Here is a 25,433-nt window from a genome sequence, read left to right on the forward strand (position 1 = left end):
ATCGATAGGAGAGAGAGAGCTTGAGTTATTCAAAGGAAGACATTTTACGCATTGCCAAAGAAGAGAACGTGCGATTTATCCGTTTGCAATTTACCGATTTGCTCGGAACGATCAAGAACTTAGAAATTCCTGTCAGTCAATTGGAAAAAGCGCTTGATAACAAAATGATGTTCGACGGATCTTCCATTGAAGGATACGTTCGTATCGAGGAATCCGATATGTACCTGTACCCGGATCTGGATACTTGGGTTATTTTCCCATGGGTGGCTCAGGATCGTGTGGCCCGGCTGATTTGTGATGTTTACATGACGGATGGCAAGCCCTTCTCCGGAGACCCGCGGAACGTTCTGAAGCGTGCGCTGCAAGAAGCGGAAGCGATGGGATATACCGCAATGAACGTCGGTCCGGAACCTGAATTTTTCCTCTTCAAAACCGATGAGAAAGGCAACCCGACGATGGAGCTGAACGACCAAGGCGGTTATTTCGACCTTGCGCCAACAGATCTTGGGGAGAATTGCCGTCGTGAAATTGTCCTCACTCTCGAAGAAATGGGCTTCGAAATTGAAGCATCCCACCATGAAGTAGCTCCAGGTCAACACGAGATTGATTTCAAATATGCAGACGCCATCAAGGCGGCTGACCAAATCCAAACATTCAAGCTTGTTGTAAAGACGATTGCCCGTCAGCATGGCTTGCATGCAACCTTCATGCCTAAACCGCTGTACGGCGTGAGCGGCTCCGGCATGCACTGTCACCAGTCCCTGTTCAAAGGCAGCGTAAATGCCTTCTATGATGAAAGTGATGAGCTCGGCCTCAGTAAAGACGCGCGCCACTATATGGCCGGTATTTTGAAGCATGCCCGCGCATTCGCGGCCGTTACGAATCCAACGGTGAACTCTTACAAGCGTCTCGTTCCGGGATATGAAGCTCCTTGCTATGTGGCCTGGTCCTCCAGCAACCGCAGCCCGATGATTCGCATTCCGGCTTCACGCGGTCTGAGCACCCGTGTTGAAGTGCGCAACCCGGATCCGGCAGCTAACCCGTATTTGGCGCTGGCTGTTATGCTTAGAGCAGGCCTTGATGGCATTAAGAACGAAATCCCGCTCGTTGCTCCGGTAGACCGCAACATTTATGTGATGTCTGAGGAGGAGCTGATTGAGGAGGGCATCCCTAGCCTGCCGTCCGACCTGAAAGAGGCGCTCGGCGAAATGCTGCGCAACGAAGTTATTTCCGACGCGCTTGGCGAGCATGCGCTCACTCATTTGTATGAGCTGAAAGAAATCGAATGGGACATGTACCGCACGCAAGTCCACGAGTGGGAACGCGACCATTATATGACGCTGTACTAATCGAGGAAATCCCTGGGGCCGCAGGCTTCAGGGTTTTTTTGTTTGTAGGGCAGGTATTGGGGACAGAATCTAGGTGTATCAAACGACTTGTTGTTGCTTTTCGATTATGATTCACTAGTAAAGGTATTTGACTAAAAAACATATCTAAAAATTGTGTATATAATATATAAATAAACGAAAATTCGAAAAATCTACGGGACTCGTGTCGATCGGAATTCCTCCTACTATGAAATTGCAAAAATAATTGTCTTCTTAGCGGGACTTTATTTATATATTTGTAAAACATGTATCTTTTTATAAGAGAGGCGTGATTATGATCACTAATCTTCTGTTTATTGCAATTTTATTTTTAGCGCTATGCTGTATCCTGAATGAGATCATAAAATATTTGGATCGTAGAGACAAAGATGAGCCCGCGCCGTGGCAAGTAAAGCTGTGGCTCGTACCGTTACTGGCCTCACTAATTCTAGCACCAATCATTGGTTTTGCTTTCTTGTACAGTCTATTCTTTTACTCCTTTTCCGAGGTAAGCAGCATAATGGATTTTGAGCAATATCCTGATTTGGTAGTGTTTTCTATTTACGTCATCGTTGGATTTCTTTTATTTGAGACCTTGATTAATCCTCTTATTATTGCGGTAATGAGATATGTTTTGAATAGGCAAATATCTGTTTATACAAAAAAATTCCATAATGATTATTGCAGATAGTATTATTATTTATTTGCTTGCGGGTTTGTTCAAAGGAATATTTATAGAGAGCTTTTGGGCTGCCCTATCTGTATCCGTCTTCTATCATATCTTCGAGTGGATTATATATTGGGCTCTGAGTAACTATAAAAAGAAAAATTACCCATTTTAGTATTTGCAGTCTATACGCTGTAAAGCCTCAATTTTATTCAGCTCGCATTTCTATGATTGGCTCGGCGTTTGCCTTTATAGGATTATTGTTGCTAGGGCTTCATCGAGAATTCCCCTAGCTCTGTGGAAGCTAGGGGGAGCTGACTGGACTAGTCGAATCTATTTTTTTAGAACATTTAAAGCAGCTCTTAATTTTCTTGCAAATACGATGGGATTTTCAACAGATTCAACATGCAGATAGATTAATCTAGGCTTTTCAAATAACCAATGGTTGTGGATTGCGGTTACTTTTATATTTCGTTTTCGAACCGCATTATTAAAGCGCTGTACCTCGGACTGTAGTAGTGTAATTTCCCCAGTGTTAAGTGTCGTTCCGTTTTGTAGTGATTGAATCGTCACTTCATGTTCGGTTTCATAACTTCTTCCAAGAATTTTAGCGTTTAATTTTCTTTCAATCATAATCGAGCAGCTTTTGCCATTAGACGTTCCTGTTCCCCCAAGGATATTGGCCAGGCGTTTACAAAGTGCCTCTGAGATGTTCATAGGGTCAGCTCCTTTCGTGATGCAATAATATATGTTGCTTGTAAGAAAAATGAATCAACCTAGCTGCTCATTTCTGATAAAATGTGCTGGAGATGAGAGAAGGGGCTTAAAAAAGGAAAAAGAGTCTGTAAAATAAACTGTGTAAACTCTCAAAATCCAGTATTATGAAAATAATAGAAAGGTTAGGGAGGACAAGCTGGTAACGGCACAAGATGCGCAGAATGCTTGAAAGAACTGTTTGCTGAAACCCATCAAGAGATGCTGAAAGCAGAACTCGATACACATCTAGGCTACGAGAAGCATGAGATTACAGCTAAGATGACTCCAAAGCCGAAATGGCAAGAGCAAGAAGACGGTGGTCAGTGAATGCGGAGAGCAAGAAATTTTGGTACCACAGTACCGGATGGGTGAGTTCGAGCCAGTTGTTGTGCAGAAGCACCAGTAGACCCCGTCGGCACAGAACAGCGTCAACTCCAGCAATGGATTTCAGTTCTGTTCCACTTGGATCAGGTTGCTGCAAGAGTGGTTATATACGATATTTCATATACAATCCCTCTACATCGGTCCGTTACGCAAGTATTTGAGTCATAGCAGCACCTCCTACTAAAAAATAACATGCAATTTGGTTGCGTTTTCTTACTAGCCAAGTACAACTGGGATCAAGCCATAAACTAAGTTGTCTGATTTAGTGCAGACAGCCTGCTTACTACGCTGACTGAATGCGTGGATAACGCAAGGTGCCTCCGGCGGCAAACAAAAAGACGCTCGAATGAGCGCCTTTTCGTCTTCTTTTCCTCTTTAGCATCCCGGCCGTCTTTTATGCTTACAGATCACAATTGCTTTTTGTCCAGGACGGAGTTTTATGACGATGACTTTTTTTCTTCTTTCCGACATAGCTTGCACCTCCTTTTCCTTTTCTATCAAACTATTCTCTTTCGAAACAATTGGTTTGGACATCTCAGCAAGATTAGAAATTTGGCTCAAAACTATTTCCTAAATTTAAACAATTTTGATAGTATAGGTCCTATGAATATTGAACATTTGTGCGGACAATGTAGAATAGTACTTCAAGAGCGGTGATGATTTTATGAGCAAGTCTGTTCGATTAAAGTTAAAAAAATGGACGGTAACGATTCTTGTGGCCTGGAGTATATTTAGAATATTGTTGTTTATTGTTAAGGATATTATTTTTCAGTATATTAGCATTTCCTCCCCCTACGATAATATTGTGCAAATGGCAAGCTTGGCGGTCATTATATTATTGTCATTTATACTTGCAGCTTTGTTAGTCCAGGAGGATAGTCTGTAGTCAGCAGAACGTCGTGTATTCATCAATCCAGAATTCAGCTCCTCGCTCCCCGCCAGCTCTTCGTCAGCCCCCCGATTTAACACCCCGCATTAACACCCCCAGAATCAGTACCCCAGTGCAGCTTCAGTGCAATTTCAGTGAAGCTCCATTATAGCTCTAGAGCAGTACTAGTACAGCTTCAGAGCAGCTCCAGTGTTAGCTCCAGAGCAGCTTCAGTGCAGCTCTAGTACTCCAGTATCAGCACCCATCACCCTCCAGAATTTCAGCACCCAGCATTCTTCGGAGGGTTTTTTTGTCTTTAGTGTCACTTTGTGGATCTAATATCCTAAAGTTCCCGTTGCCAGCGCTTACATAGCAGGGTAGGATATTCAATGAGGTGACTTAGCAATGGATAAAAAGTGGCTGGTAGGGGTAACCGTTCTGATTGGCATTATTACTTATTTATTTATCGGGTTTGCCCATCATTCCAGCAAAATGAGCCATATCGTCAAGGAACTGCAGGGCCATCACGGAAACGGGACGCAGCGTTATCACATCGTGCTGATCGAGCAGGAGCTATATAATCCGTACTGGGAAATGGTGGAGAAGGGCGCGGAGCAAGCGGCCCAGCAGTACGGAATTGACATTGAATTTGTCGGGGCGGTTCGCAACAACATGGACGAGCAGCTGAATTTACTGGAGAAAGCGATAGCCGCCCGGGTTGATGCAATCATAGTGCAGGGGCTGAACGAAGAGAAGTTTACCCCGGTGATCAATAAAGCGGTGAAGCGCGGCATACCGGTCGTAACGATTGACACGGACGCGCCAAAGAGCCAGCGCCTGACCTATGTGGGGACGGATAACATTGCGGCGGGCAAGCGGCTTGGGCAGCTTGTTGTGGATACTTCGGGCGGGTCAGGGAAAATCGGGGTCATCATCGGCAGCGATGTGGCCGCGAACCAATTGCAGCGTCTCGAAGGGCTTCAGCGGGTGGTAGAAGAGTACAGCGGACTGGAAATCGTCGATGTGCGCAGCTCCAACATTTCACATATGGAAGCGATTCAACAGGCAGTTCAAATGCTGCGCGAGCACCCCGAAATCAATATTATGGTCGGGACGAGTGCGACGGATGCGCTGGGCATGCTGCAGGCAGCTCAAAGTCTCCAGCGCGATACGCTGACGATCATCGGCTTCGATAATCAAAAGGAGACGCTGGAGGCGATAGCAAACGGGGAGATCACAGCGACAATCGCGCAGCAGCCTTATTTGATTGGCGGTACGGCGGTAAAGCTGCTATATGAACATTTCCAGGGGGAGCCTCTTTATTCTGAATATTATACAGAAGTGAAAGTGCTGGACCGCAGCAACGTACAGGAGGGGGAGAGCCTGTGACGATTCGCAAAAAACTGTTTATTTTTATTCCGCTGTTAGTACTGCTGATGAGTTCGGTTTCGTTCTTCCTGTTTCGCAGTGGTAAAACGGTGCAGGAAAGCTATCATCTGATGATGAACCGCATTTTGTTGTATAAGGAAATTTCCTATGAAGTGGGCGAGAACATGCGCTCGACGAACCGTTATATCGTGCAAATGGATACGGAGAGCAAGCCGGAAATTATCAAGCATCTGGAGGCCGTCAAACGCCTGCGTTCGGAGCTCGACAGCCTGGCGACAATTGGGCCGAGTGATTTGCCGCTCGTAAACTACCGCAACATTATCGATACGTTTATCGAACAGGCTGAAGGGATGATTACGCAAATCGACAATCATGACTCCAATACGATAGCCGGGGAATATATCGAAGCGATGCAAACCCAGCGTTTCATCCGCGAAGAAGCCCAGGAGCTTGTCGACCTGGAACTGGGGCAGTATAAGCCGATTTATCAGGAGATGATGTTTACGTCGGAGCGCTTGAATCATTTAGGAATTTTGCTGGTGATTACGGTGGCAGCGCTCAGCATACTGCTTGCTATATGGCTATCCGAGAGCATTACTGGGCCGATCCGCCGCCTGGTGGCTACCGCGAAACAAATATCAAAAGGACGGATGGATACGAAGGCGCCCGAAAGCGTGAGCAATGATGAAATCAGCATTCTCTGCCGGGCCTTTAACGGGATGATTGATAATATCCAGCGGCTCATGGCCGAAAATATGAACAGCTTGGAGAAGGATCGCCTCGTTAAAGAGCTGGAGCTGAAAACACTGCAAAGTCAAATTAATCCGCACTTTTTATTTAATACGCTGAATTCGATTTCTAAGCTGGCATATATTGAAGGAGCTACAAAAACAAGCGATCTTGCCGTATCTGTCTCGCGCTTGCTCAGGTACAATTTGCAAAAGCTCGATCAGGCGGTAACGCTTCGCGAAGAGGTGGAGAACGTGACCGAATATATTAACATTCAAAAGGCGAGATTCCGCGACCGGATTAAATTTGTGATGGATATCGATGAGCGGGCGCTGGACAGCATGATTCCGTGCCTTACTCTACAGCCGATTTTGGAGAATGCATTCGTGCACGGGATTGAACAGATGGAATCCGGAGCGGTCCTGAAGCTGGCGATTGGCTATTCGGAGGATGGCGTGGAGGTGGAGATCCGGGATAATGGCGTAGGAATGAACGCGGAGACCGTGAAAATGCTGCTTGAATCGATACGCGAGGAATCGTCCCGCTTTGGCGGCAGAAAAGGGCAAACGACCGGATTGGGCACGCATAATGTGTTTAAAAGATTGCATTTATTTTTCGACGGACAGGAGCAGATTGACATCGAAAGTGCCGAGGGAACGGGCACCGCTGTTCTGTTTACTTTGCCTTATCGCATGTCGGCTTCATAGGTTTGCAAATTGCACCACTTTCATCGCATTTGACAATACAGGAACGGGGGAACAGCGGATGTATACTTTGCTGATTGCGGACGATGAAGCACTGGAGCGCGAAGGGCTGGAGCTGATGATCCGGCATATGATGCCGGACACGTTTAAGTTTCTCCATGCGGAAAATGGGCGGCGGGCGATTCAGCTTGCAGAGGAGAGCCGGCCGGATTTTATATTTATGGATATTAAAATGCCAGGCATTCAAGGTTTGGAAGCAGTTCGCGAAATTATGGCGAAGCTTCCGGAAACTCAAATTGTGATGATTACAGCACATGATTATTTTACTTATGCGAAGGAAAGCTTGGCTTTGGGAGTACGCGACTATTTACTTAAGCCGGCGAAACGCGAAGAGGTCATGAATGTGCTAAAAATGCTGATTGACGAGACGGAGGTATCAAGACGTGCGAGAAACGAGCGTCTAGAAATGCAGGAGAAGCTGTCCCAGCTTATGCCGTTGGCGGAAAATGAACTGTCGCTCATGCTGATGCTGGAATGCGTACAGGAGGTGGAACTGGAGCAGCTTGCCCAGCTGTTGAATTTGGAATGGCGGAAAGGGTATGCCATGGTGCTTTCGTTCTCCCGGTTTGCGCCAAAGGAATGGGAAAGCTTTCAACTGGTCAAAAAAGATGTGTTTGATGCCGTTAAACAATTTGCGAAGCCAAACTTATCTTGCATCGTCAGCCCGATTGTCGGGCATCAGATGGCGCTGTTTATCCCATTTCCCCCAGGCCAGCAGGGCTATTCCCAGCGAGTGATTTCGCTGGAATGGGGGGAGCGCTTGAGGGATTATGTAGAGGAAAGATTCCGGCTGCCTCTCTCCGTTGGCATCGGCTCGATCCAAGTAGGCTGGGACAGGCTGAGTCAATCGTACCGTGAAGCGGTCCGCGTATGCGCCGACGATTACGATATTGTCAGCGTTCGGCATTATGACGATATTACCCAGAGCTCCGGGCAAGGCACTATTTCGCTTAATGATGAGAAGAAGCTGCTGGATGCGCTGCTGCGGCAGGACAAACAGGAGACGGCGCAGCGCTTCAACGGGCTGTGGGAACGGCTGGAGGAAAGCGAGCAGGGGCATTATTCCCGCTTGCGGGGCGAGGTGATTGGCCTGCTCGTCTATTTAAGCCGGGCCGCACAATCGGGTGACGGGGCGGAGATAATCGCTGCACTGGGGAAGCTGGAGGATCGCGAATCGCTTCGTCAAGGCGCGAAAATGTGGCTGGATACGCTCATCGACGGTTTGCAGGCGGAGAAGGAGCGCAGCCGGTCACATGTACTGCAGCGGGCGCTGCTCTACATCGGGAAAATGTACAAAGAGGATATTTCCATGGAGCAGAGCGCGGAATACGTCAACCTTAGCCCTTATTATTTCAGCAAGCTGTTTAAAATGCATACGGGAGAAAATTTTATTGATTACGTCACCCGGCTGCGTATCGATGAGGCCAAGAAGCTCATAGTTGAGCGGCGGCTTAGCCTTAAGGAAATATGCTTTGAGGTCGGGTATAAGGACCCGAACTATTTCAGCCGCGTCTTTAAGAAAATGACGGGAATTACACCGAGCGAATACCGCCAGCAAATAGATCAGCCAGCTAGTCCTTGTTAATCGACAAGGACTTTTTTGTTATTATAGCAACTTAGTGCTATGAAAGCGCTGCCGATGAATTTCATTACAAAAGGCAGCAATCATTTGCAGGTGAAGAGCAAAGAAATGCAGGTTATTCCCCGCCTATTGCCGCTCAACCAGTGCTAAGATCAAAATGTAAGCGCGAACAATCGCGGCAATTATTCAAATGTTGAAAAGGGGCGAAGGAAGAGTGAGAAAATACGGTCAGATTTTAAAGTCTAGTTTAGTAACGATTTTGTTGGCATCATCTCTCGTAGGCTGCGGAGTAGTATCAGACGGCAGTACCAATACAAAAAATAACACCGGAAATGCCGCCGCAGGCAAAGGCGAAGGTAAAATCGTCATCGGACTGTCCTTGGATACGCTGAAAGAGGAGCGTTGGCAAAAGGACCGGGATATTTTCTCGGAAAAGGTAAAGGAGCTTGGCGGTGAAGTGAAAGTGCTGGCCGCGAACGGGGATGATGCTGTCCAGCTCAGCCAGGCGGAACAGCTTATTTCGCAAGGCGTCGATGTACTCGTCGTCGTGGCGCATAACGCGGAAGCGACCGCACCGATCGTTGAAAAGGCACATAAGGAAGGCATCAAGGTTATCGCGTATGACCGCCTGATCAATAATGCGGAAGTCGACTACTATATTTCCTTTGATAACGTTCGTGTCGGTGAGCTTCAGGCCCAGGCGGTAATCGATCAGGCGCCGAAAGGCAACATCGTATACATCGGCGGCGCTGATACCGACAACAATGCGCACATGTTTAAAACGGGTGCGATGAACATTTTGAAGCCGCTGGAAGAAAAGGGCGATATCAAAATTGTATATGATCAATTCTCCAAAGACTGGAAGCCGGAAGAGGCTCTGAAAAATATGGAAAATGCTCTGACCTCGGTAAAGAATGACGTACAGGGTGTAGTTGCGGCGAATGATGGTACGGCTGGCGGAGCGATTCAGGCGCTAACTGCACAGGGCATGGCTGGTAAGATTCCGGTATCCGGTCAGGATGCCGACTTGGCTGCTGTTCAGCGGATCGCCGAAGGCACGCAGCAAATGACGGTGTATAAGCCGATTAAGTCGATTGCGACCAAAGCAGCCGAAATGGCGATGTCCGCAGCTAAAGGTAAAGATATCGCTACGGAAACTACGGTATACAATGGCAAATTCGACGTTCCATCCGTGCTGCTTGATCCGATGCCGGTCAGCAAGGATGAACTCTCCATTTTGATCGAGGATGGTTTCCACAAGCTCGAGGACGTATACAAAAACGTTCCGAAGGATCAATGGCCGCAGCAATAAGCCAAGTCCTACCGGCATAGATGAGCGGCAGCCTGAAGCTCCCATTAGCATAACGGGCTTCAGGCTGCTCATCACAGCCGGCGGCTGGGCGCGAGAAGGAGATATAAGCCTATGTACGTGTTAGAGATGGTTAATATCAGTAAGGAGTTTCCTGGGGTCAAGGCGCTGGATCAGGTGAATTTCAAAGTGCGCGAAGGTGAAATTCACGCCCTGTGCGGCGAGAACGGTGCCGGAAAATCGACGCTGATGAAGGTGCTCAGCGGCCTGTATCCGGCCGGGACGTATAGCGGCGATCTGGTGATCGGCGGCGAGACGAAGCAATTTCATAACATAACCGATGCTGAAAAGGCCGGGATCACGATCATCCATCAGGAACTGGCGCTCGTCAAAGAGATGACGGTGGGTGAAAATATATTTCTAGGTTCAGAGCCGCAAAAGCGCGGTTTCATAAATTGGGATGAGCTGTACCATAACGCTGCTCTTTGGCTGAACAGAGTAGGTCTGCATATTTCGCCGAATACAAAGATCGGCAGTTTGGGCATCGGTCAGCAGCAGCTGGTCGAAATCGCCAAGGCGCTGTCCAAAAATACACAAATATTAATTCTGGATGAACCGACAGCAGCTTTAACGGAAAGTGAAGTAGATATCCTAATGGGGATATTAAATCAACTACGCAGTGAAGGTGTATCATGCGTGTACATTTCACATAAAATGCCGGAAGTTTTCGCGCTGGCTGATTCCATTACGGTACTGCGCGACGGACAGACGGTGGCGACGCTGGATCGTTCTGAAACGGATGATGACCACGTCGTCTCGCTTATGGTAGGCAGGGAATTGACCGAACGCTATCCTAGAGTGGAGCATACGCCTGGGGAGACGGTGCTGGAGGTAAAAAACTTCGATGTGTGGCACCCGGAGAAGCGAAATCAGAAGGTGATTGACAACGTTAACTTCTCGCTGCGCAAAGGAGAAATATTAGGGATCGCCGGATTGATGGGCGCAGGGCGTACCGAACTCGTCAGCAGTCTGTTTGGCGCTTACGAAGGACGCTCTGAAGGAGAAGTGCTGATCGAAGGCAAGCCTGTACGCATAAAGTCGGTGGCCGACGCGATCAAAGCGGGTTTTGCTCTAGTCAGTGAAGACCGCAAGCGCCAGGGGCTTGTTATGGGAATGGACGTGAAGACGAATACGACCATGGCCACGATGGGCAAGGTGTCGAGGCTCGGATTTATTAACGAGAATGAAGAGATACGCTGGGGAATGCGGTACGTGCAGGATTTGAAGACGAAAACAGCTTCGCTGGAAACCGAAGTAGGCACACTCTCGGGGGGGAATCAGCAGAAGGTCGTCATCGGCAAGTGGCTGATGTCTGATCCGAAAATTCTGATTATGGACGAACCAACCCGGGGAATTGACGTCGGTGCGAAGTATGAAATATATCATTTGATGAATCAACTCGTTGAACAAGGGGTAGCCATCATTATGATTTCCTCGGAGCTGCCGGAGGTGCTGGGCATGAGTGACCGCATTCTGGTTATGAGTGAAGGGGAGTTCGTGCGCGAGTTCGATTGGCGCGAAGCGACGCAAGAAAACATTATGCAAGCCGCAACGGGAGGGAAATAAACATGCAGTTACAAAATGAACTTCAAAAACAAGAAGCTCCCGTAGCGAAAGCTTCGCTTTGGAGCAGTCTGTTCGGAAAAATGGACGTTCGCGCCTATACGATGATCGGGGCACTGGTCCTGATTTGGGCGTTGTTCGGAATATTGGATCCTACTTTTTTAACGGCACGAAATTTATCTAATCTCTTTACGCAAATGTCGGTAACTTCGATTCTGGCTATTGGTATGGTACTCGTCATTGTCGCAGGACATATCGATCTTTCAGTCGGCTCGATCGTCGGGTTAACCGGCGGTTTGGCTGCTATTCTTAGCAACTGGCTTGGCTTGCCGCCGATCATTGTCATTGTCTTGACTTTGGCGGCCGGAGCTATTTTAGGTTTAATGCAGGGCTGGCTTGTAGCTTATAAAATGATTCCGGCCTTTATCGTGACGCTGGGTGGGATGATGGTGTTCCGCGGCGTCCTGATGGGCGTCACCAAATCGATGACGATTCCGGTGTCTGATCCTGTACTGGGGATGCTGGCAAACGCGTATTTTGCCAGAGGCTTCGGGATAGCAATCGCTGCGATCGCTATAGGCTTGTTTGTTTGGAGCGCATTCAGAAAGCGCCATTCCCGGCTGAAATACGGATTTGAGGTTTCACCGCTTGGCGTGGATATTATTAAGGTTGTCGGGGTCGCATTGGTCATTATTTCATTCGTGTTCATTATGAACAATTATAAAGGCATTCCGTTCCCGATTATTTTTGTAATTTTGCTGGCCGTTATTTTTTACTTCTTGTCTACGAAAACTACCTTTGGCCGTCATATTTATGCGATTGGCGGGAATAAGGAAGCGGCCCGCCTGTCAGGGATTAACATCCACCGGAAGACGATGCTGATCTTTTTGCTTAGCGGCTTGCTAAGCTCGATTGCCGCGATCGTATTGACATCCCGTCTCGCTTCGGCCACGATTACCGCAGGAACAATGGCGGAAATGGACGCAATCGCTGCCTGTGTTATCGGGGGCACATCGCTGATGGGTGGTGCCGGAACGGTCATCGGTGCGCTAATCGGTGCGCTGGTCATGACCTCGCTTGATAACGGCATGTCACTAATGGGGCTGGAATCTTTTTGGCAGTATGTTGTGAAAGGATCCATACTCGTTTTCGCCGTATGGCTGGATATTTCCAATCGCCGCAAAGGCGCTAGATAATACAAATAATCAACGTATTTGAAAGAAGATCATGACCTTGGATTATCCTTAATTTGGATAAATCTGGGGTCTTTTTTTTCTTGGAAAAAAATCACGCAGCAGTTTGCAATTTATTTTAATTTTTATTAAATTGTTTATATGAAATTTTTCAGAAAGGGTTGAAAGGATGGCCGATCAAAAGCAATTTGTATCATCATCGAACGTAAAAAAATTGAAAGCAAACAGGACAACGGAACTTATATCCAAATTCGTGCTCATTACTTTAGGAGCGATAATTGCTGGCGTTGCGCTGGAACTGTTTCTCGTGCCTAACGCGATCATTGACGGGGGGATTACCGGTATTTCGCTAATGTTAACGAATATTACAGGCATTCCTCTAGGAATATTTTTGTTTACGATCAATCTTCCCTTTCTTTTTGTCGGGTTTAGGCAGGTAGGGAAGAAGTTTGCCTTCTCATCACTGTATGGTATCGCGGTACTTTCCTTAACGACAGCCTATTTGCACCCTGTGGAAGCTTTCACGCACGATAAATTGCTGGCCGTCTTGTTTGGAGCGCTGCTGCTTGGACTGGGCGTCGGATTAGTATTGCGGGTGGGCGGTACGACGGATGGGGCGGAAATCGTAGCTATTCTCATATCGAAAAAAGTCAACATCTCCGTAGGGCAGATCATTCTAATTATTAATGTAGTGATTTTTATCGTTGCTGGCTTTTTGCTCGGTTGGGATTCGGCGATGTATTCGATCTTTACCTACTATATCGCCTCAAAGGTGATGGATGTTATTGTCCAGGGTCTCGATGAATCCAAGTCCGTGACAGTCATTACGACGCATTATGAGGAGGTATCCGAGGCGATTATGAAAAGCTTGGGCCGCAGCACGACGTATCTTTATGCACGGGGCGGCATGAGCAAGCAGGATACTCAAGTTATTTACTGCGTAGTCAGCCGCTTAGAGCTGTCGATGCTGAAGACGGTTGTTCGTGAAATTGATCCTGGAGCTTTCATAGCGATTGAGACCGTATCGGATGTGACTGGCGGCAGCTTTACCGGGGAAAAAGCGCATTGATGTGTTAAGGGAGGGTACAGCCATGCGAGAACCCTCAGGCAAAGCAGGGCATGGGGTATTCTGCGTTAACGCATCGCTCGTTCGGTATAAAATGGCCCTGGAGCTTTAGTTCCAGGGTTTTTTAGTTCGGGGGTTTGCTGCTGTTTACAGACAATGGCGTTATTCGTTATGATCAAAGCAATAGCCGTTAAGGAGATCAAGTACATGGAAATATGGATTACTGCGCTTGTACTACTGCTTTTTTTCGTCATGGCTGTTATTGGGTCAACCATCGCAGTCATAAAGAAGAGAAAGCTTGGAAGTCAGGGGAGCAATGTCATCCCTATGGCAAAAAGGAAGCGCACCTCTAGGGGAAATTCAGATATTATCACTACCGGCAATCAGAAATGTTCCCGGTGCGGCCAAGCGAAGCAGCTCGTATTTTATGCCAATGATTGGGGCCATGTCGCCGGATTGTGTAAAGCATGCAGAAAAGAAATAGGGGATAAGCAAGAGCTGTATCCGATATAAATAGAGGCAGTCCGAATCCGATATGTTCTGATATGTATCCGATATAAATCATGTGTCAACTGCATACCTTCAAATATGCCTTCGCAAATTTATGCGTTAAATTAACACGGCTGGAAGGGAGCGGGGACAATGTACTATATCGAGGTGGAGCAAGGGGTCAAAATTTTTGTAGAAGATGTGAATCCTGGCCCTGGCAGCTTGCCGGTTTTGTTCATTCATGGCTGGCCCGTCAATCATAAAATGTTCGAATATCAGTGGAACCTCCTTGTAAAATACGGGTACCGCTGCATTGGTCTTGATTTGCGCGGTTTCGGCAAATCGGACCGTCCATGGACGGGTTATGACTACGACGCGCTGGCTGCTGATGTACGTTCTGTTGTAGCGGCGCTTGGGCTGAACTATTTTATACTAACAGGCTTCTCGATTGGAGGAGCGATTGCCATTCGCTATATGGCTCGGTATGAAGGGTACGGCGTGTGCAAGCTTGCCTTAGTTGCAGCCGCAGCCCCTCGCTTTTCCAGATCGCCGAATTATCCTTATGGACTTCCTGTAGAAGATATTAACCTGCTCATTAATCAAACCTATAGCAACCGTCCGCAGATGCTGGCAGCGTTTGGAGAGAAATTTTTTTACAGTAAAATTACTCCGGCATTTCGCGATTGGTTTCAGGATCTAGGACTGGAGGCTTCCGGGCACGGAACAATTCAAGGCCTGGTCTCCCTTAGGGATGAAGACTTACGCCCCGATCTGGGCCGTATTGTTGTCCGGACGGGAATATTCCATGGCGCACAGGATCAAATCGTTCCTTTTGCTTCCGCAGAGGCTTTGCGCCGGGGAATACGGCAGTCGGAGCTTTACCGGTTTGAGCGGAGCGGGCACGGCGTATTCTACGATGAGCTTGAGGCTTTTAATGAGGCATATGTACAATTTCTGCGCGGTTGAAAGCGGGAAGGATGGGGCAGCCTGGAAAGCCGATAAGTTAGGAAGGAAAAGAAAGAGCGTGTCCTTAAGTGATATGCTCCCCTCACGAGACGGTTATTATTAATTCACCAGTCTGCTGTAAGGGGAGCATATTGTAAGGCAGGCTCTTTCTTTGTTTAAAAATTAGTGCATATCACGGAACAGTCCAACAACTTTCCCTAATATCGTCACATGCTTCAGAAGAAGCGGCTCCATCGTCGCGTTCTCAGGCTGAAGGCGAATATGATCCTTCTCCTTATAAAATGTCTTCACGGTCGCCTCATCATCCTCGGTCATGGCAACGACAATATCGCCATTGTTCGCCGTTTGCTGCTTGCGTACGATAACATAGTCGCCGCTATGTATCCCTGCTTCAATCATACTGTCGCCTACGACAGACAACATAAAGGTCTCACCTTCACCCGCATAATGCTGAGGAAGAGGGAAATAATCTTCAATGTTCTCAGTGGCTGTAATAGGAACGCCTGCTGTGACTTTGCCGATTACAGGAACCCGAGCTACGGAGTGAGCGAATAGGCCGAGGTTATCCCCATCCTCCTGTCCGAGCAATTCGATGGCTCTTGGCTTCGTTGGATCACGACGGATGAATCCTTTCTTCTCCAGCCGGTCCAAATGCCCATGCACAGTGGAACTGGAAGCTAGTCCGACCGCTTCGCCGATTTCGCGAACGGAAGGCGGGTAACCTTTCAATCTTACTTCTGAGCGTATAAATTCAAGAATAGCTTGCTGACGGCTGGAAACCTTCGACATAATCCATCAACCCCATTTTAGTAACGTTTGGAAAAATTATACCACAGAACTTCCGTTCGCACAAACATAAGTTCTAAATTTATGGGAATATCCAACTCTGGCTGAATGCTGATGTGATAGGTAATTTATTATTTTATTAGAATAGGAACAATTGTTCTAAAAAACTATTGAATCAAACAAGTGTTCGTGTTATTATGAATTTATCGAAAATAAGAACATTTGTTTGGAGTGATGATTCAATGTTAAAATACACTACATATCAAAGTATTTATAATGATCGCAATATGGATTCGCGCAGAAGCGTTACAATATATGCCTTATGTTCCAGATTGGTTAATTCGGTCAGGTGCTCCATTTCAACTTTTATGGCCAAAATGACATTGTTCAAAGTTGCAGTTTTCATTTTGGTCGCGATGATTACCAGTACCGGCATGATGACGGTTGTTGCCTCGTCACCGGAAGAGAATGTTCCGCTAAAGCGGGTCGTAGTGAAGCAGGGGGATTCTTTATGGAAGCTCGCTGCTCATCACAAGCCTGACAGAATGGATACAAGAATTTATATTGAAGCGATTATGAAGGCGAATGGATTGACGGGGGGCAGTATTCAGCCGGGAGATCTGCTTGTGATGCCTGCGAAATAATAGTCAGAACCATTGTATTAATGAAAAGATATATAGTATGGAATGAAGTAATATGTATATAGAAGCAATGTATGTACTGCAGCGTTATTATTGAAGGGCTGTCCGAAAAGTAGTATTTGCTACTTGGACAGCCCTACTTGCACGTGGATTCATATTACGGTACCTACGGACTACGTATTAATTGTTATATCAGGAGCCGAAATGGTTGGCGGCGTGGTTAAATCTGAAGCTGCGGCGGCAAAGCTGGCGATTTCTAAAGAAACAGGAGTGCCGATTAACAGGTCTGTCGTGTCCAGCACCAAACTAGCCGTAGTAAGCGTAGATAAGGAGTTTTGCTGAAGAACGCCATTAATATAAACGTTGAAATAATTATTGGCCGGCACAATGGGGGGCAGCGAAGTTACCGGACCATCATCGTCATCCGTAAAGCTTGCCGCAAGGATCGTCGTCTCTGTGGGGCCGATCATGTCTGCAGTAATCGTTGCAAAAAAGCGCGAAGTTACCGGGTTAATCGTAGTTGTAATTGTTCCTCCCGTAGCTACTGGCGCAGAAGCTGTAGCGGTAAATACCGGTTTTACGACTGGCATAGGATCACCTCCTTTTCCGTAAGTGAACCGAAAGTCTGCTAATAAACGGAAGCTATCTAACTTTCGATTAATAATATAAGATGAAACATTACTAGGAAGCGAGACGGCTTTTTGCTCCAGTATAAAAAATTGTTTTACTTATTTTGAAGGGTATCTGTCCATTTCCAGTCAATGTAAAGAGACATATGATACTTAAGAATTAAATATAAACATTAGCGGAAGGTGTATAAAATGGCCGCTGTTATTGTTCATGTTCAGTCTAAAGTGAGATGCCGAAAAGTGAAGAGGAGAAAACGTAAAGTTACGGTAAGGAGAAAAATAACTAAAGGCTGCTTTAAATTTCGCAAGCAATGGTCATCTGAGAGAAGGAAGAGCAACTGTCATTGCCGTTGCCCGAGAAAATTAGTAGGATTAATTAGAAAACGGCGCAGCAGGCTGCTTGTATGGCAAATAGAGCAAGCTGTTCGCAGGGCGAAATGTGCGCAGGGCCCACCTGGCCCTGCAGGCGAGCGCGGCACAGTCGGCCCTGCTGGCGCAGCCGGCGCAGCGGGCCCACCGGGCCCTCCGGGCGAGCGTGGCGCCACCGGCCCTGCTGGCGCAGCCGGCGCAGCGGGCCCACCTGGCCCCGCAGGCGAGCGCGGCGCCACCGGCCCTGCTGGCGCAGCCGGCGCAGCGGGCTCACCTGGCCCCGCAGGCGAGCAGGGCGCCACAGGCCCCCCAGGGCCAGAAGGCCCGCAAGGCCCGCCTGGCGAAGTGCCGGGGGTAGCGATCCTGCCGAGCGCGTTTCGTTATTTTTATTTTCCGCCAACGGCCTTGACAGGGACGGTGACAATTCCTGCGACCGAATTTGTCGATGATGACGGTCATCCTCCTGCGGCATTTGCTGGAATGGGGCCAAACAGCTTCTCGAATTTATATATGAACGGTGTCCTGCAGGGAAGCAATTTGTACAGTTTGACTCCGGCCGCCTTAACACTTATTCTTGAAGAAGATACCGTATTGGCGGGAACGCCGGTTATCGTCGAAAATGTTGCATTTTTGGCCCTAATTCAATAGAAATCCGACCAGAATCAAGTCCTTGACAAGCTTTAGCAGTCATGTCAATGTAAATATGAATGCCTTGCAACTTCGCTTCATATGCTTATTCTGGCGATTTAGCTTATGCTGTAAAGCTTCACGAACTTATTACAGGAGGGAACTATGGATATAGATGCAATGGTTCAGCGTATTAACGAATTAGCTCGAAAAAATAAAGCCGAAGGATTGACGGAAGACGAAATGCTGGAACGTGCGCAGCTGCGGGAGACTTACCTGCAAAACATAAGAAGAAACTTCCGCCAGCAGTTGGAATCAATCGAAGTGGTGGATAAATAAAGGCCGGCCCAATGGTCGGCTTTACATATGAGCAAGGAGGTTCTAAAGATGGAATACGCTTATCTTGGTAAAAGTGGTTTAGCTGTATCTCGCCTATGCCTGGGCAGTATGACGTTCGGTGGTCAGACGGACGAAGCGGAATCCGCTAAAATGATAGCGGCCTTTCTCGATCAGGGCGGCAACTTTATTGACACTGCGGATGTGTATACCGAAGGGCGATCCGAGGAAATTGTAGGCAGGCATATTAAAGAACGCCGCTCGGAAGTCATCCTTGCGACAAAAGTGCGGATGCGGACTTCTCCCGATGTCAACGCATTTGGAGCTTCCCGCAAGCGGATTATGGACGGAATTGATGCCAGCTTAAAAAGGCTTGGCACCGATTACATCGATTTGTACCAGATCCATGTTTGGGATGCGGATACACCGGTGGAAGAAACGCTCAGAGCGTTGGATGATCTCGTGACTTCCGGCAAAGTGCGTTATATCGGCTGTTCGAATTATTTGTCATGGCAATTAATGAAAAGTCTAGGAATAAGTGATGTGAGAGGGTACTCCCGTTACATATCCTTGCAGCAGCAGTATAGCCTCATAAACCGGGAAGCGGAGCGGGAGCTCGTCTCTTTGTGCGCTGAAGAGAAGGTGGGCATTATTCCGTGGGCTCCACTGGGCGGTGGGTTTCTGACCGGAAAATACCGCAGAGGAGAAACTCCAACTGAAGGGCGGCTCGGTACGGCCAAAGCGGGAGAGAGCAGCTGGCTCAATCGTGCGGATGACAAAAACTTTGCCATATTGGATACCGTATTGGCCGCCGCCGAAGAAACGGGCAAAACTCCGGCGCAAGTGTCGCTAAATTGGCTGCTGGAGCAGCCTTGCATTACGTCTCCTATTTTCGGAGCCAGCACGTTTGCCCAGTTTGAGGAAAACATGGGGGCTGTCGGCTGGAAATTGCCAACGGAACTGCGGCAGCGCCTTGATGAGGTGAGCGCGTTGCCTGATGAATATCCCGCTCGTTTTCTAAATAAGTTCAGCAGAAACATTTAACACTGCATACGATCAATCCTAGGAGGAAAAGCTATGGCTTCATTTGACAGAAAAGTTGAGCGCAATCAGGTCAGACTAAGTAAAAAAGGAAAAAATCCGCTGGATAAAAAAGGCGGCGGAAGAACGGGTTCGGGAAGTACGATGGGAGGAAGAGGAGACGGAGATATTTTTAAAGGCAGAAAAATCATTCTCCCACTCCTGCTAGTTTTACTGGCAGGGCTATATTCCGGCGTTGCTTTGGCGGGCGGAGGAGCAGAGGTCAGCACGACGATGTTCTGGATTACGATTGCCCTTTACGTCATTCTGGCGATTGCTCTATTTCTTAATAAGCCTTTTTTGCGAATCAACAAAAACTATTTGTACACCGCCAAGTTTAACCGGGATCGGATGCTGGAGGCCGCGCAAATTAGTAAAATTGTCGTACATCAAAATAAAATCGTCATCAAGCCAAAAGCTAAAGGACAGGACTGGGTGTTCCACCGCAGACGTAATCTATTCGACACGCCAGCTATGGCGGAACGGCTGGAGGCTTTTGCCAAAACGCATAAAGTTAATTTTGAACAGGCATAAGGATGGCGGCCAGATGCTGGCATAAAAGCGGATTTTAATATTTTATCAAGTACAGATGACAACTACAGATGAACGGTTTTCAAGAGATATCTTTTAAATGATATGTTTAGCAATAGTTATATTGGGAGAAAAGAGGACAAAAATACATGACAATCAAAGCGGTTTGTTTCGATTTAGATGATACATTACTATGGGATGAGCGCAGTGTGAAAGAGAGCTTTGCAGTGACCTGCCTGAAGGCGAAGGAAGCTGCCGGCGTAGATCCGGTAAAGCTGGAAGAGGCGGTACGCAAAGAAGCGAGGGAGCTGTACGAGTCCTATGAGACGTTTCCTTTTACAAAAATGATCGGCATTAATCCATTTGAAGGTTTATGGGCGAATTTTACGGCAGGGGAGCAGCCGGAGTTCCGTAAATTGGAGCAGCTGGCTCCAGCCTACCGCAAGGAATCGTGGCGCCGCGGCCTGCTCGCTTTAGGGGTGGATAATGAAGAACTGGCAGGCGAGCTTGCTGAACAATTCGGCAGAGAACGCCGTTCCCGTCCTCATGTCTACGAAGAAACATTCCAAGTATTAAATGAGCTTAAAGGAAACGTAAAGCTGCTTTTGCTGACGAACGGCTGCCCGGCATTGCAGCAGGAGAAGCTGGATGGTGTGCCGGAGCTTACTCCTTACTTTGATGAAATTGTTATTTCCGGTGCTTTTGGCAAAGGGAAACCGGATAGCACGATATTCCAGCATGCATTGGAGCGCCTCGGTGTCGAAGCACAGGAAGCAATCATGGTTGGGGACAAGCTGACAACAGACATTATCGGTTCGTTAGGTGTAGGGATGACCGCTGTATGGGTGAACCGGGAAGGACATACTCGCAGTGATGAAATCGTACCGGATTATGAAATCAAGCATTTATCCGAGCTTCATCAAATCATTGCGGAGCTGAACTGAAGTTTATACATCGTATATTAAAGAAGCTGCCTCTGACATCCGTTCTAATGGAGATCAGGGCAGCTTCTTTGCGTCCTCTGCATATTTTTTTCTGCGGGTGGTCTGGATTGGAACTTAGCACCGAGGCCCGCCATACGATCCAAGCTAAGCTTTTTGAAAATTAGGATCATCATAAGGATGGGCAATCCATCCGTTCTCTTCCACGAAAAGGCGGACAGCAACGACATTTCGCTCGTCGGTTAAGGTGAAGAAATGCGCTGTGTTCTCAGGAACAGAGATCAAATCTCCGGGCACAAGGTTCACATCAAAGTATCCCGTTTCTTCATCGCCTTTAATAATAAACGTTCCCGCGCCTGAAATGATCGCACGGATTTCGTCTTCTGTATGCGTATGAACTTGCTCAAACTTGGCCAGCAGCTCTTCGATGTTCGGCGTTGCTTCGCTTAATGTAATGACATCCCAAGTACGGTATCCCCGGCGTGCGGCCAAATCCTGAATTTCCGTATCGAAAGTGTTCAATATTTCGCTCTTTTGCTCATCGGATAACAGGAAGTTGTTTTGGAGTTCAACAGGCAGTTTGCCAACGTCCCAATGTTCGTAAATAACTTCGAATTGATTTAGGAATTCCCGAACTTTCTCGTCACCAGAAATGATTTCGTTCGTGTTTCTTATTCTGATTTCGGCCATGGGATTACCCCGCTTTCATATTGATATGATTGCATTATATCCGATCGGGAGCCCGGTTGTCGACCCTAAATTTAGGAGTTATATCCTTGGCACTAAAAGGGTTTGCCCGATCATGTAAATCGGTCAGTACCTTTTCTTTAGCGCTTTGTTCTGTTAAACTAAATGTTAATGTTTTGTGGGAGGGATTTAGATCATGAGTAAGCCAAATCTGGAGTCCAGAATGAAAGAACGAATATTGATCCTCGATGGTGCGATGGGTACCATGATACAGCAGGAGGACTTAACGCCGGCTGATTTTGGCGGTGATGAACTGGACGGCTGTAATGAGATGCTCGTGCTCACCCGTCCTGATGTAATCCAGAGTATCCATGAGAAATACCTGGAAGCAGGAGCCGACCTGATTTCAACGAATACGTTCGGTGCGACCTCGGTCGTGCTGGCTGAATACGATATACAAGATAAGGCGCGCGAGCTTAATCTGGCTGCTGCCCGCCTGGCCATTGCGGCTGCGGAGAAGTACAGTACGCCTGAACATCCAAGATATGTCGTGGGTGCATTAGGGCCGACGACGAAGACGCTGTCTGTTACGGGGGGCGTTACCTTTGATGAGCTGATTGACAGCTACGAGGAACAGGCGCTTGCACTGGTTGAAGCCGGTGTCGATGTGATTTTGCTGGAGACGTCGCAGGATACGCTAAATGTCAAGGCAGGTAGTATCGGAATTTCAAAAGCGTTTGAAGCTGCCGGGAAAAAGCTGCCGTTGATGATTTCGGGGACAATCGAGCCTATGGGCACAACACTGGCCGGTCAAAGTATAGAAGCCTTCTATATATCCCTAGAGCATTTGAAGCCGCTCTCCTTTGGACTTAACTGCGCAACAGGCCCGGAGTTTATGAGGGACCACATTCGCACATTGTCCGATATGTCTAAATACGGCGTCAGCTGTTACCCCAATGCCGGATTGCCGGATGAGAACGGGAAATATCATGAATCGCCGGACTCCTTGGCGATGAAAATGGGCGCCTTCGCGGAGCAGGGCTGGCTCAACATTGCCGGGGGCTGCTGCGGCACGACTCCGGAGCATATCGCCGCATTGGTCGAAACGATGAGTCAGTATAAACCGCGTGAAATGAACGGCGAGCATGCAGACGCGGTATCCGGCGTCGAGACAGTTTATATCGAGGATGCCAACCGCCCGATTATGATCGGGGAACGGACGAATATTTCCGGGTCGCGGAAATTCAAGCGGCTGATCAAGGAAGAAAAGTATGATGAGGCGTCTGAAATCGCCCGCTCGCAGGTAAAAGGCGGCGCTATGGTTATCGATATTAACCTGCAGGATACCGACATCGATGAGGCCTACGCGGTTCAAAACTTCTACCCGATGGTCACAAAGAAGATCAAAGCGCCGATCATGATTGATTCCACTTATGATCATATTATTGAATTGGCGCTAAAATATTCCCAAGGGAAAGCTATAATTAACTCCATTAACCTTGAAGATGGAGAGGCGAAGTTTAAGCAAATCGTTCCGCTTATCCATCGTTATGGAGCGGCGGTCGTCTGTATTTTAATCGATGAGCGCGGCCAGGCCGTCTCCCGTGAAGCCAAGATGGAAGTAGCCACTCGTGCCTATGAGCTGCTTGTGAATAAATATGGGCTTCAGCCTGAAGATATTATTTTTGACCCGAATATGTTCCCGGTAGGCTCAGGCGACCCGCAATATATCGGCTCTGCTGTGGAGACTATCGAAGGGATACGCATGATTAAAGAGAAATATCCTAAAGCCAAGACGATTCTCGGTCTGAGCAACATTTCCTTCGGGCTGCCTGACGCCGGGCGCGAAGTGTTGAACTCCGTCTATTTGTATCATTGCACCAAAGCGGGCTTGGACTATGCGATTGTGAACACGGAGAAGCTGGAGCGCTATGCATCCATTTCGGATGAAGACCGCCGCCTAGCTGAAGAGCTCATTTTTAATACGAATGATGAGACTTTGGCTGCATTCGTCGCCGCTTTCCGCGACAAGAAGGTGGAGAAGAAGGTCAAGCACGAGCAGCTTACATTAGAGGAACGGCTGGCCAATTATGTTGTAGAAGGCAGCAAAGAGGGGCTCATCCCGGACTTGGACGAGGCGTTGCAGAAATACAGCGCTTTGGATATCATTAACGGTCCTCTGATGGCTGGCATGGAAGAAGTAGGGCGGTTGTTCAACAATAATGAATTGATTGTGGCAGAAGTGCTGCAAAGTGCTGAAGTAATGAAGGCTTCAGTCGCTCATTTGGAGCCGCATATGGAGAAGAACGAGTCTTCGGTTAAAGGGAAGATTTTGCTGGCGACCGTTAAAGGGGATGTGCACGACATAGGGAAAAACCTCGTTGAGATCATTTTGTCCAACAATGGTTATCATATCGTCAATTTGGGTATAAAAGTACCACCGGAGCGAATTATTGAAGCTTACCGGGAGGAGAAACCCGATGCGATCGGCTTATCCGGCCTGCTGGTCAAATCCGCGCAGCAAATGGTATTAACCGCTCAGGATTTGCGTACCGCGGGAATCGAAGTGCCGATTTTGGTCGGGGGGGCTGCTCTAACCCGCAAGTTTACGAAAACGCGGATTCGCCCTGAATATGACGGAATGGTCATTTATGCTAAGGATGCGATGGATGGGCTGGATTTGGCAAATAAGCTGATGGACCCGGTAAGAAGGGAAGAAATGCGGGCGCAAATGGAAGCTGAGAAAGAAGCGGATGCGGCGGTAGCTGTTGCTGTCAAAGAGCTGCCCGAGCTGACGCGCGTGCAGCGCTCCAACATTTCAACCGATGCTCCCGTTTATTTGCCTCCGGATTTGGATCGCCATATTTTGCGCAACTATCCGATCAGCCACATTATTCCGTATATAAATATGCAAATGCTGCTTGGACACCATTTGGGCCTTCGGGGTTCTGTCGAGCAACTGCTGGCCAAGGAAGATCCTAAAGCGGTGCAGCTTAAAGAAACGGTCGACGAAATATTATATGAAGCGGTAACGGATGGCACTATCCAGGCGCAGGCGATGTATCAGTTTTTCCCGGCCCAATCATCCGGAAATAAAATTATGATTTACGATCCGCATGATCATTCGAAGATAATTCAGACGTTTGATTTTCCGCGGCAGCGCGTAGAGCCCTACTTGTGTCTGTCCGATTTCTTAAAATCGGTAGACAGCGGTGTAATGGACTACGTCGGCTTTCTTGTCGTGAGCGCGGGAATGGGCATTCGCGGCCGTTCTGAAGAGCTAAAGGAGAAGGGCGACTATCTCCGTTCGCATGCGCTGCAGTCCGTCGCATTGGAAGTAGCGGAAGGGTTAGCGGAGCGTGTTCACCATATGATGCGCGATACATGGGGCTTCCCTGATCCGCAGGATATGACGATGAAGCAGCGCCTTGGAGCACGCTACCAGGGAATACGGGTGTCGTTTGGTTATCCGGCATGTCCAGACCTGGAGTATCAAGGGCCGTTGTTCGAGCTGCTTAAGCCGGAGGATATCGGCGTAGAACTGACCGAAGGCTTCATGATGGAGCCGGAAGCTTCCGTATCCGCCATGGTATTTGCCCATCCGCAGGCTCAATATTTTAATGTCGATAAAGCTTAGTCGTGCATGAACAAACC

At 47.9% G+C, this 25,433-nt stretch carries 22 protein-coding genes and 1 pseudogene; 19 read left to right on the forward strand and 4 right to left on the reverse strand.

Annotation, left to right across the window (positions count from 1 at the left end; genetic code table 11):
• The first annotated feature begins 20 nt into the window (after positions 1 to 20).
• On the forward strand, positions 21 to 1,349 hold the full coding sequence (gene glnA / locus G358_RS0117795) for a type I glutamate--ammonia ligase (protein WP_019638597.1): 1,329 nt from the start codon (positions 21 to 23) through the stop codon (positions 1,347 to 1,349).
• 1,018 nt (positions 1,350 to 2,367) lie between these two features.
• On the opposite strand, the gene G358_RS0117805 is transcribed toward glnA, so the two are convergent.
• Positions 2,368 to 2,751: a DUF1259 domain-containing protein gene (locus G358_RS0117805; protein ID WP_019638599.1), complete on the reverse strand. Its 384-nt coding sequence runs from the start codon at positions 2,749 to 2,751 to the stop codon at positions 2,368 to 2,370.
• A gap of 196 nt (positions 2,752 to 2,947) precedes the next feature.
• On the opposite strand from G358_RS0117805, the pseudogene G358_RS34585 reads away from it, so the two are divergent.
• The 11 genes and pseudogenes from G358_RS34585 to G358_RS0117865 all read left to right on the forward strand — a co-directional run.
• Positions 2,948 to 3,193: pseudogene (locus G358_RS34585) on the forward strand (transposase); the annotation flags it as partial.
• A 645-nt stretch (positions 3,194 to 3,838) separates the two neighbouring features.
• Positions 3,839 to 4,060: a hypothetical protein gene (locus G358_RS0117820; protein WP_019638601.1), complete on the forward strand. Its 222-nt coding sequence runs from the start codon at positions 3,839 to 3,841 to the stop codon at positions 4,058 to 4,060.
• Positions 4,061 to 4,447: 387 nt separating this feature from the next.
• Entirely contained in the window at positions 4,448 to 5,431 is a 984-nt protein-coding gene (locus G358_RS0117825; RefSeq protein WP_019638602.1) for a sugar-binding protein, read from the forward strand.
• A complete protein-coding gene (locus tag G358_RS0117830) occupies positions 5,428 to 6,867 on the forward strand; it encodes a sensor histidine kinase (RefSeq protein ID WP_019638603.1) in 1,440 nt (479 codons plus the stop codon). The genes G358_RS0117825 and G358_RS0117830 overlap by 4 nt, the downstream gene beginning before the upstream one ends.
• Positions 6,868 to 6,925: 58 nt before the next feature.
• Entirely contained in the window at positions 6,926 to 8,509 is a 1,584-nt protein-coding gene (locus G358_RS0117835) for a helix-turn-helix domain-containing protein (RefSeq protein ID WP_019638604.1), read from the forward strand.
• 211 nt (positions 8,510 to 8,720) lie between these two features.
• Positions 8,721 to 9,818, forward strand: coding sequence for a D-xylose ABC transporter substrate-binding protein (gene xylF, locus G358_RS0117840; protein ID WP_019638606.1), 1,098 nt, complete (start codon positions 8,721 to 8,723; stop codon positions 9,816 to 9,818).
• A gap of 111 nt (positions 9,819 to 9,929) precedes the next feature.
• Complete coding sequence (locus G358_RS0117845; protein WP_019638607.1) at positions 9,930 to 11,441, forward strand: xylose ABC transporter ATP-binding protein; 1,512 nt, start codon at positions 9,930 to 9,932, stop codon at positions 11,439 to 11,441.
• Positions 11,442 to 11,443: 2 nt separating this feature from the next.
• Complete coding sequence (locus G358_RS0117850; RefSeq protein ID WP_019638608.1) at positions 11,444 to 12,634, forward strand: sugar ABC transporter permease; 1,191 nt, start codon at positions 11,444 to 11,446, stop codon at positions 12,632 to 12,634.
• Positions 12,635 to 12,800: 166 nt separating this feature from the next.
• Entirely contained in the window at positions 12,801 to 13,700 is a 900-nt protein-coding gene (locus G358_RS0117855) for a YitT family protein (protein WP_019638609.1), read from the forward strand.
• A gap of 204 nt (positions 13,701 to 13,904) precedes the next feature.
• The gene (locus G358_RS33705; protein WP_019638610.1) at positions 13,905 to 14,210 is read left to right on the forward strand and encodes a hypothetical protein; all 306 of its coding nucleotides are present in this window, start codon (positions 13,905 to 13,907) and stop codon (positions 14,208 to 14,210) included.
• Positions 14,211 to 14,339: 129 nt separating this feature from the next.
• Positions 14,340 to 15,152, forward strand: coding sequence for an alpha/beta fold hydrolase (locus G358_RS0117865; protein WP_019638611.1), 813 nt, complete (start codon positions 14,340 to 14,342; stop codon positions 15,150 to 15,152).
• A 162-nt stretch (positions 15,153 to 15,314) separates the two neighbouring features.
• On the opposite strand, the gene lexA is transcribed toward G358_RS0117865, so the two are convergent.
• A complete protein-coding gene (gene lexA / locus G358_RS0117870; RefSeq protein WP_019638612.1) occupies positions 15,315 to 15,941 on the reverse strand; it encodes a transcriptional repressor LexA in 627 nt (208 codons plus the stop codon).
• Between the two features lie 239 nt (positions 15,942 to 16,180).
• Here lexA and G358_RS0117875 point away from each other — a divergent pair, with 239 nt between their 5' ends.
• The gene (locus G358_RS0117875; RefSeq protein ID WP_019638613.1) at positions 16,181 to 16,582 is read left to right on the forward strand and encodes a LysM peptidoglycan-binding domain-containing protein; all 402 of its coding nucleotides are present in this window, start codon (positions 16,181 to 16,183) and stop codon (positions 16,580 to 16,582) included.
• A gap of 170 nt (positions 16,583 to 16,752) precedes the next feature.
• Here G358_RS0117875 and G358_RS0117880 read toward each other — a convergent pair whose 3' ends face one another.
• Positions 16,753 to 17,169: a DUF4183 domain-containing protein gene (locus G358_RS0117880; RefSeq protein WP_019638614.1), complete on the reverse strand. Its 417-nt coding sequence runs from the start codon at positions 17,167 to 17,169 to the stop codon at positions 16,753 to 16,755.
• Between the two features lie 231 nt (positions 17,170 to 17,400).
• Between G358_RS0117880 and G358_RS32445 the strand changes: the two genes are divergently transcribed.
• The 5 genes from G358_RS32445 to G358_RS0117905 all read left to right on the forward strand — a co-directional run bounded on the left by G358_RS32445 (position 17,401) and on the right by G358_RS0117905 (position 21,095).
• Positions 17,401 to 18,225 (forward strand): DUF4183 domain-containing protein, encoded by an 825-nt coding sequence (locus G358_RS32445; protein WP_084662832.1) that lies wholly within the window; start codon positions 17,401 to 17,403, stop codon positions 18,223 to 18,225.
• 144 nt (positions 18,226 to 18,369) lie between these two features.
• A complete protein-coding gene (locus G358_RS32450) occupies positions 18,370 to 18,543 on the forward strand; it encodes a DUF896 domain-containing protein (protein ID WP_019638617.1) in 174 nt (57 codons plus the stop codon).
• A gap of 48 nt (positions 18,544 to 18,591) precedes the next feature.
• Entirely contained in the window at positions 18,592 to 19,584 is a 993-nt protein-coding gene (locus G358_RS0117895) for an aldo/keto reductase (protein ID WP_019638618.1), read from the forward strand.
• Positions 19,585 to 19,617: 33 nt separating this feature from the next.
• On the forward strand, positions 19,618 to 20,154 hold the full coding sequence (locus tag G358_RS0117900) for a hypothetical protein (protein ID WP_019638619.1): 537 nt from the start codon (positions 19,618 to 19,620) through the stop codon (positions 20,152 to 20,154).
• A 146-nt stretch (positions 20,155 to 20,300) separates the two neighbouring features.
• Entirely contained in the window at positions 20,301 to 21,095 is a 795-nt protein-coding gene (locus G358_RS0117905) for an HAD family hydrolase (RefSeq protein ID WP_019638620.1), read from the forward strand.
• 144 nt (positions 21,096 to 21,239) lie between these two features.
• Here the strand turns inward: G358_RS0117905 and G358_RS0117910 are convergent, their stop codons facing one another.
• The gene (locus tag G358_RS0117910) at positions 21,240 to 21,782 is read right to left on the reverse strand and encodes a 1,2-dihydroxy-3-keto-5-methylthiopentene dioxygenase (protein ID WP_019638621.1); all 543 of its coding nucleotides are present in this window, start codon (positions 21,780 to 21,782) and stop codon (positions 21,240 to 21,242) included.
• 193 nt (positions 21,783 to 21,975) lie between these two features.
• Here G358_RS0117910 and metH point away from each other — a divergent pair, with 193 nt between their 5' ends.
• On the forward strand, positions 21,976 to 25,416 hold the full coding sequence (gene metH, locus G358_RS0117915; protein ID WP_019638622.1) for a methionine synthase: 3,441 nt from the start codon (positions 21,976 to 21,978) through the stop codon (positions 25,414 to 25,416).
• Positions 25,417 to 25,433: the final 17 nt, after the last annotated feature.

Origin of the sequence: Paenibacillus fonticola DSM 21315 (genome assembly GCF_000381905.1) — a bacterium.
In the GTDB taxonomy this organism is placed as follows: Bacteria; Bacillota; Bacilli; order Paenibacillales; family Paenibacillaceae; genus Fontibacillus; species Fontibacillus fonticola.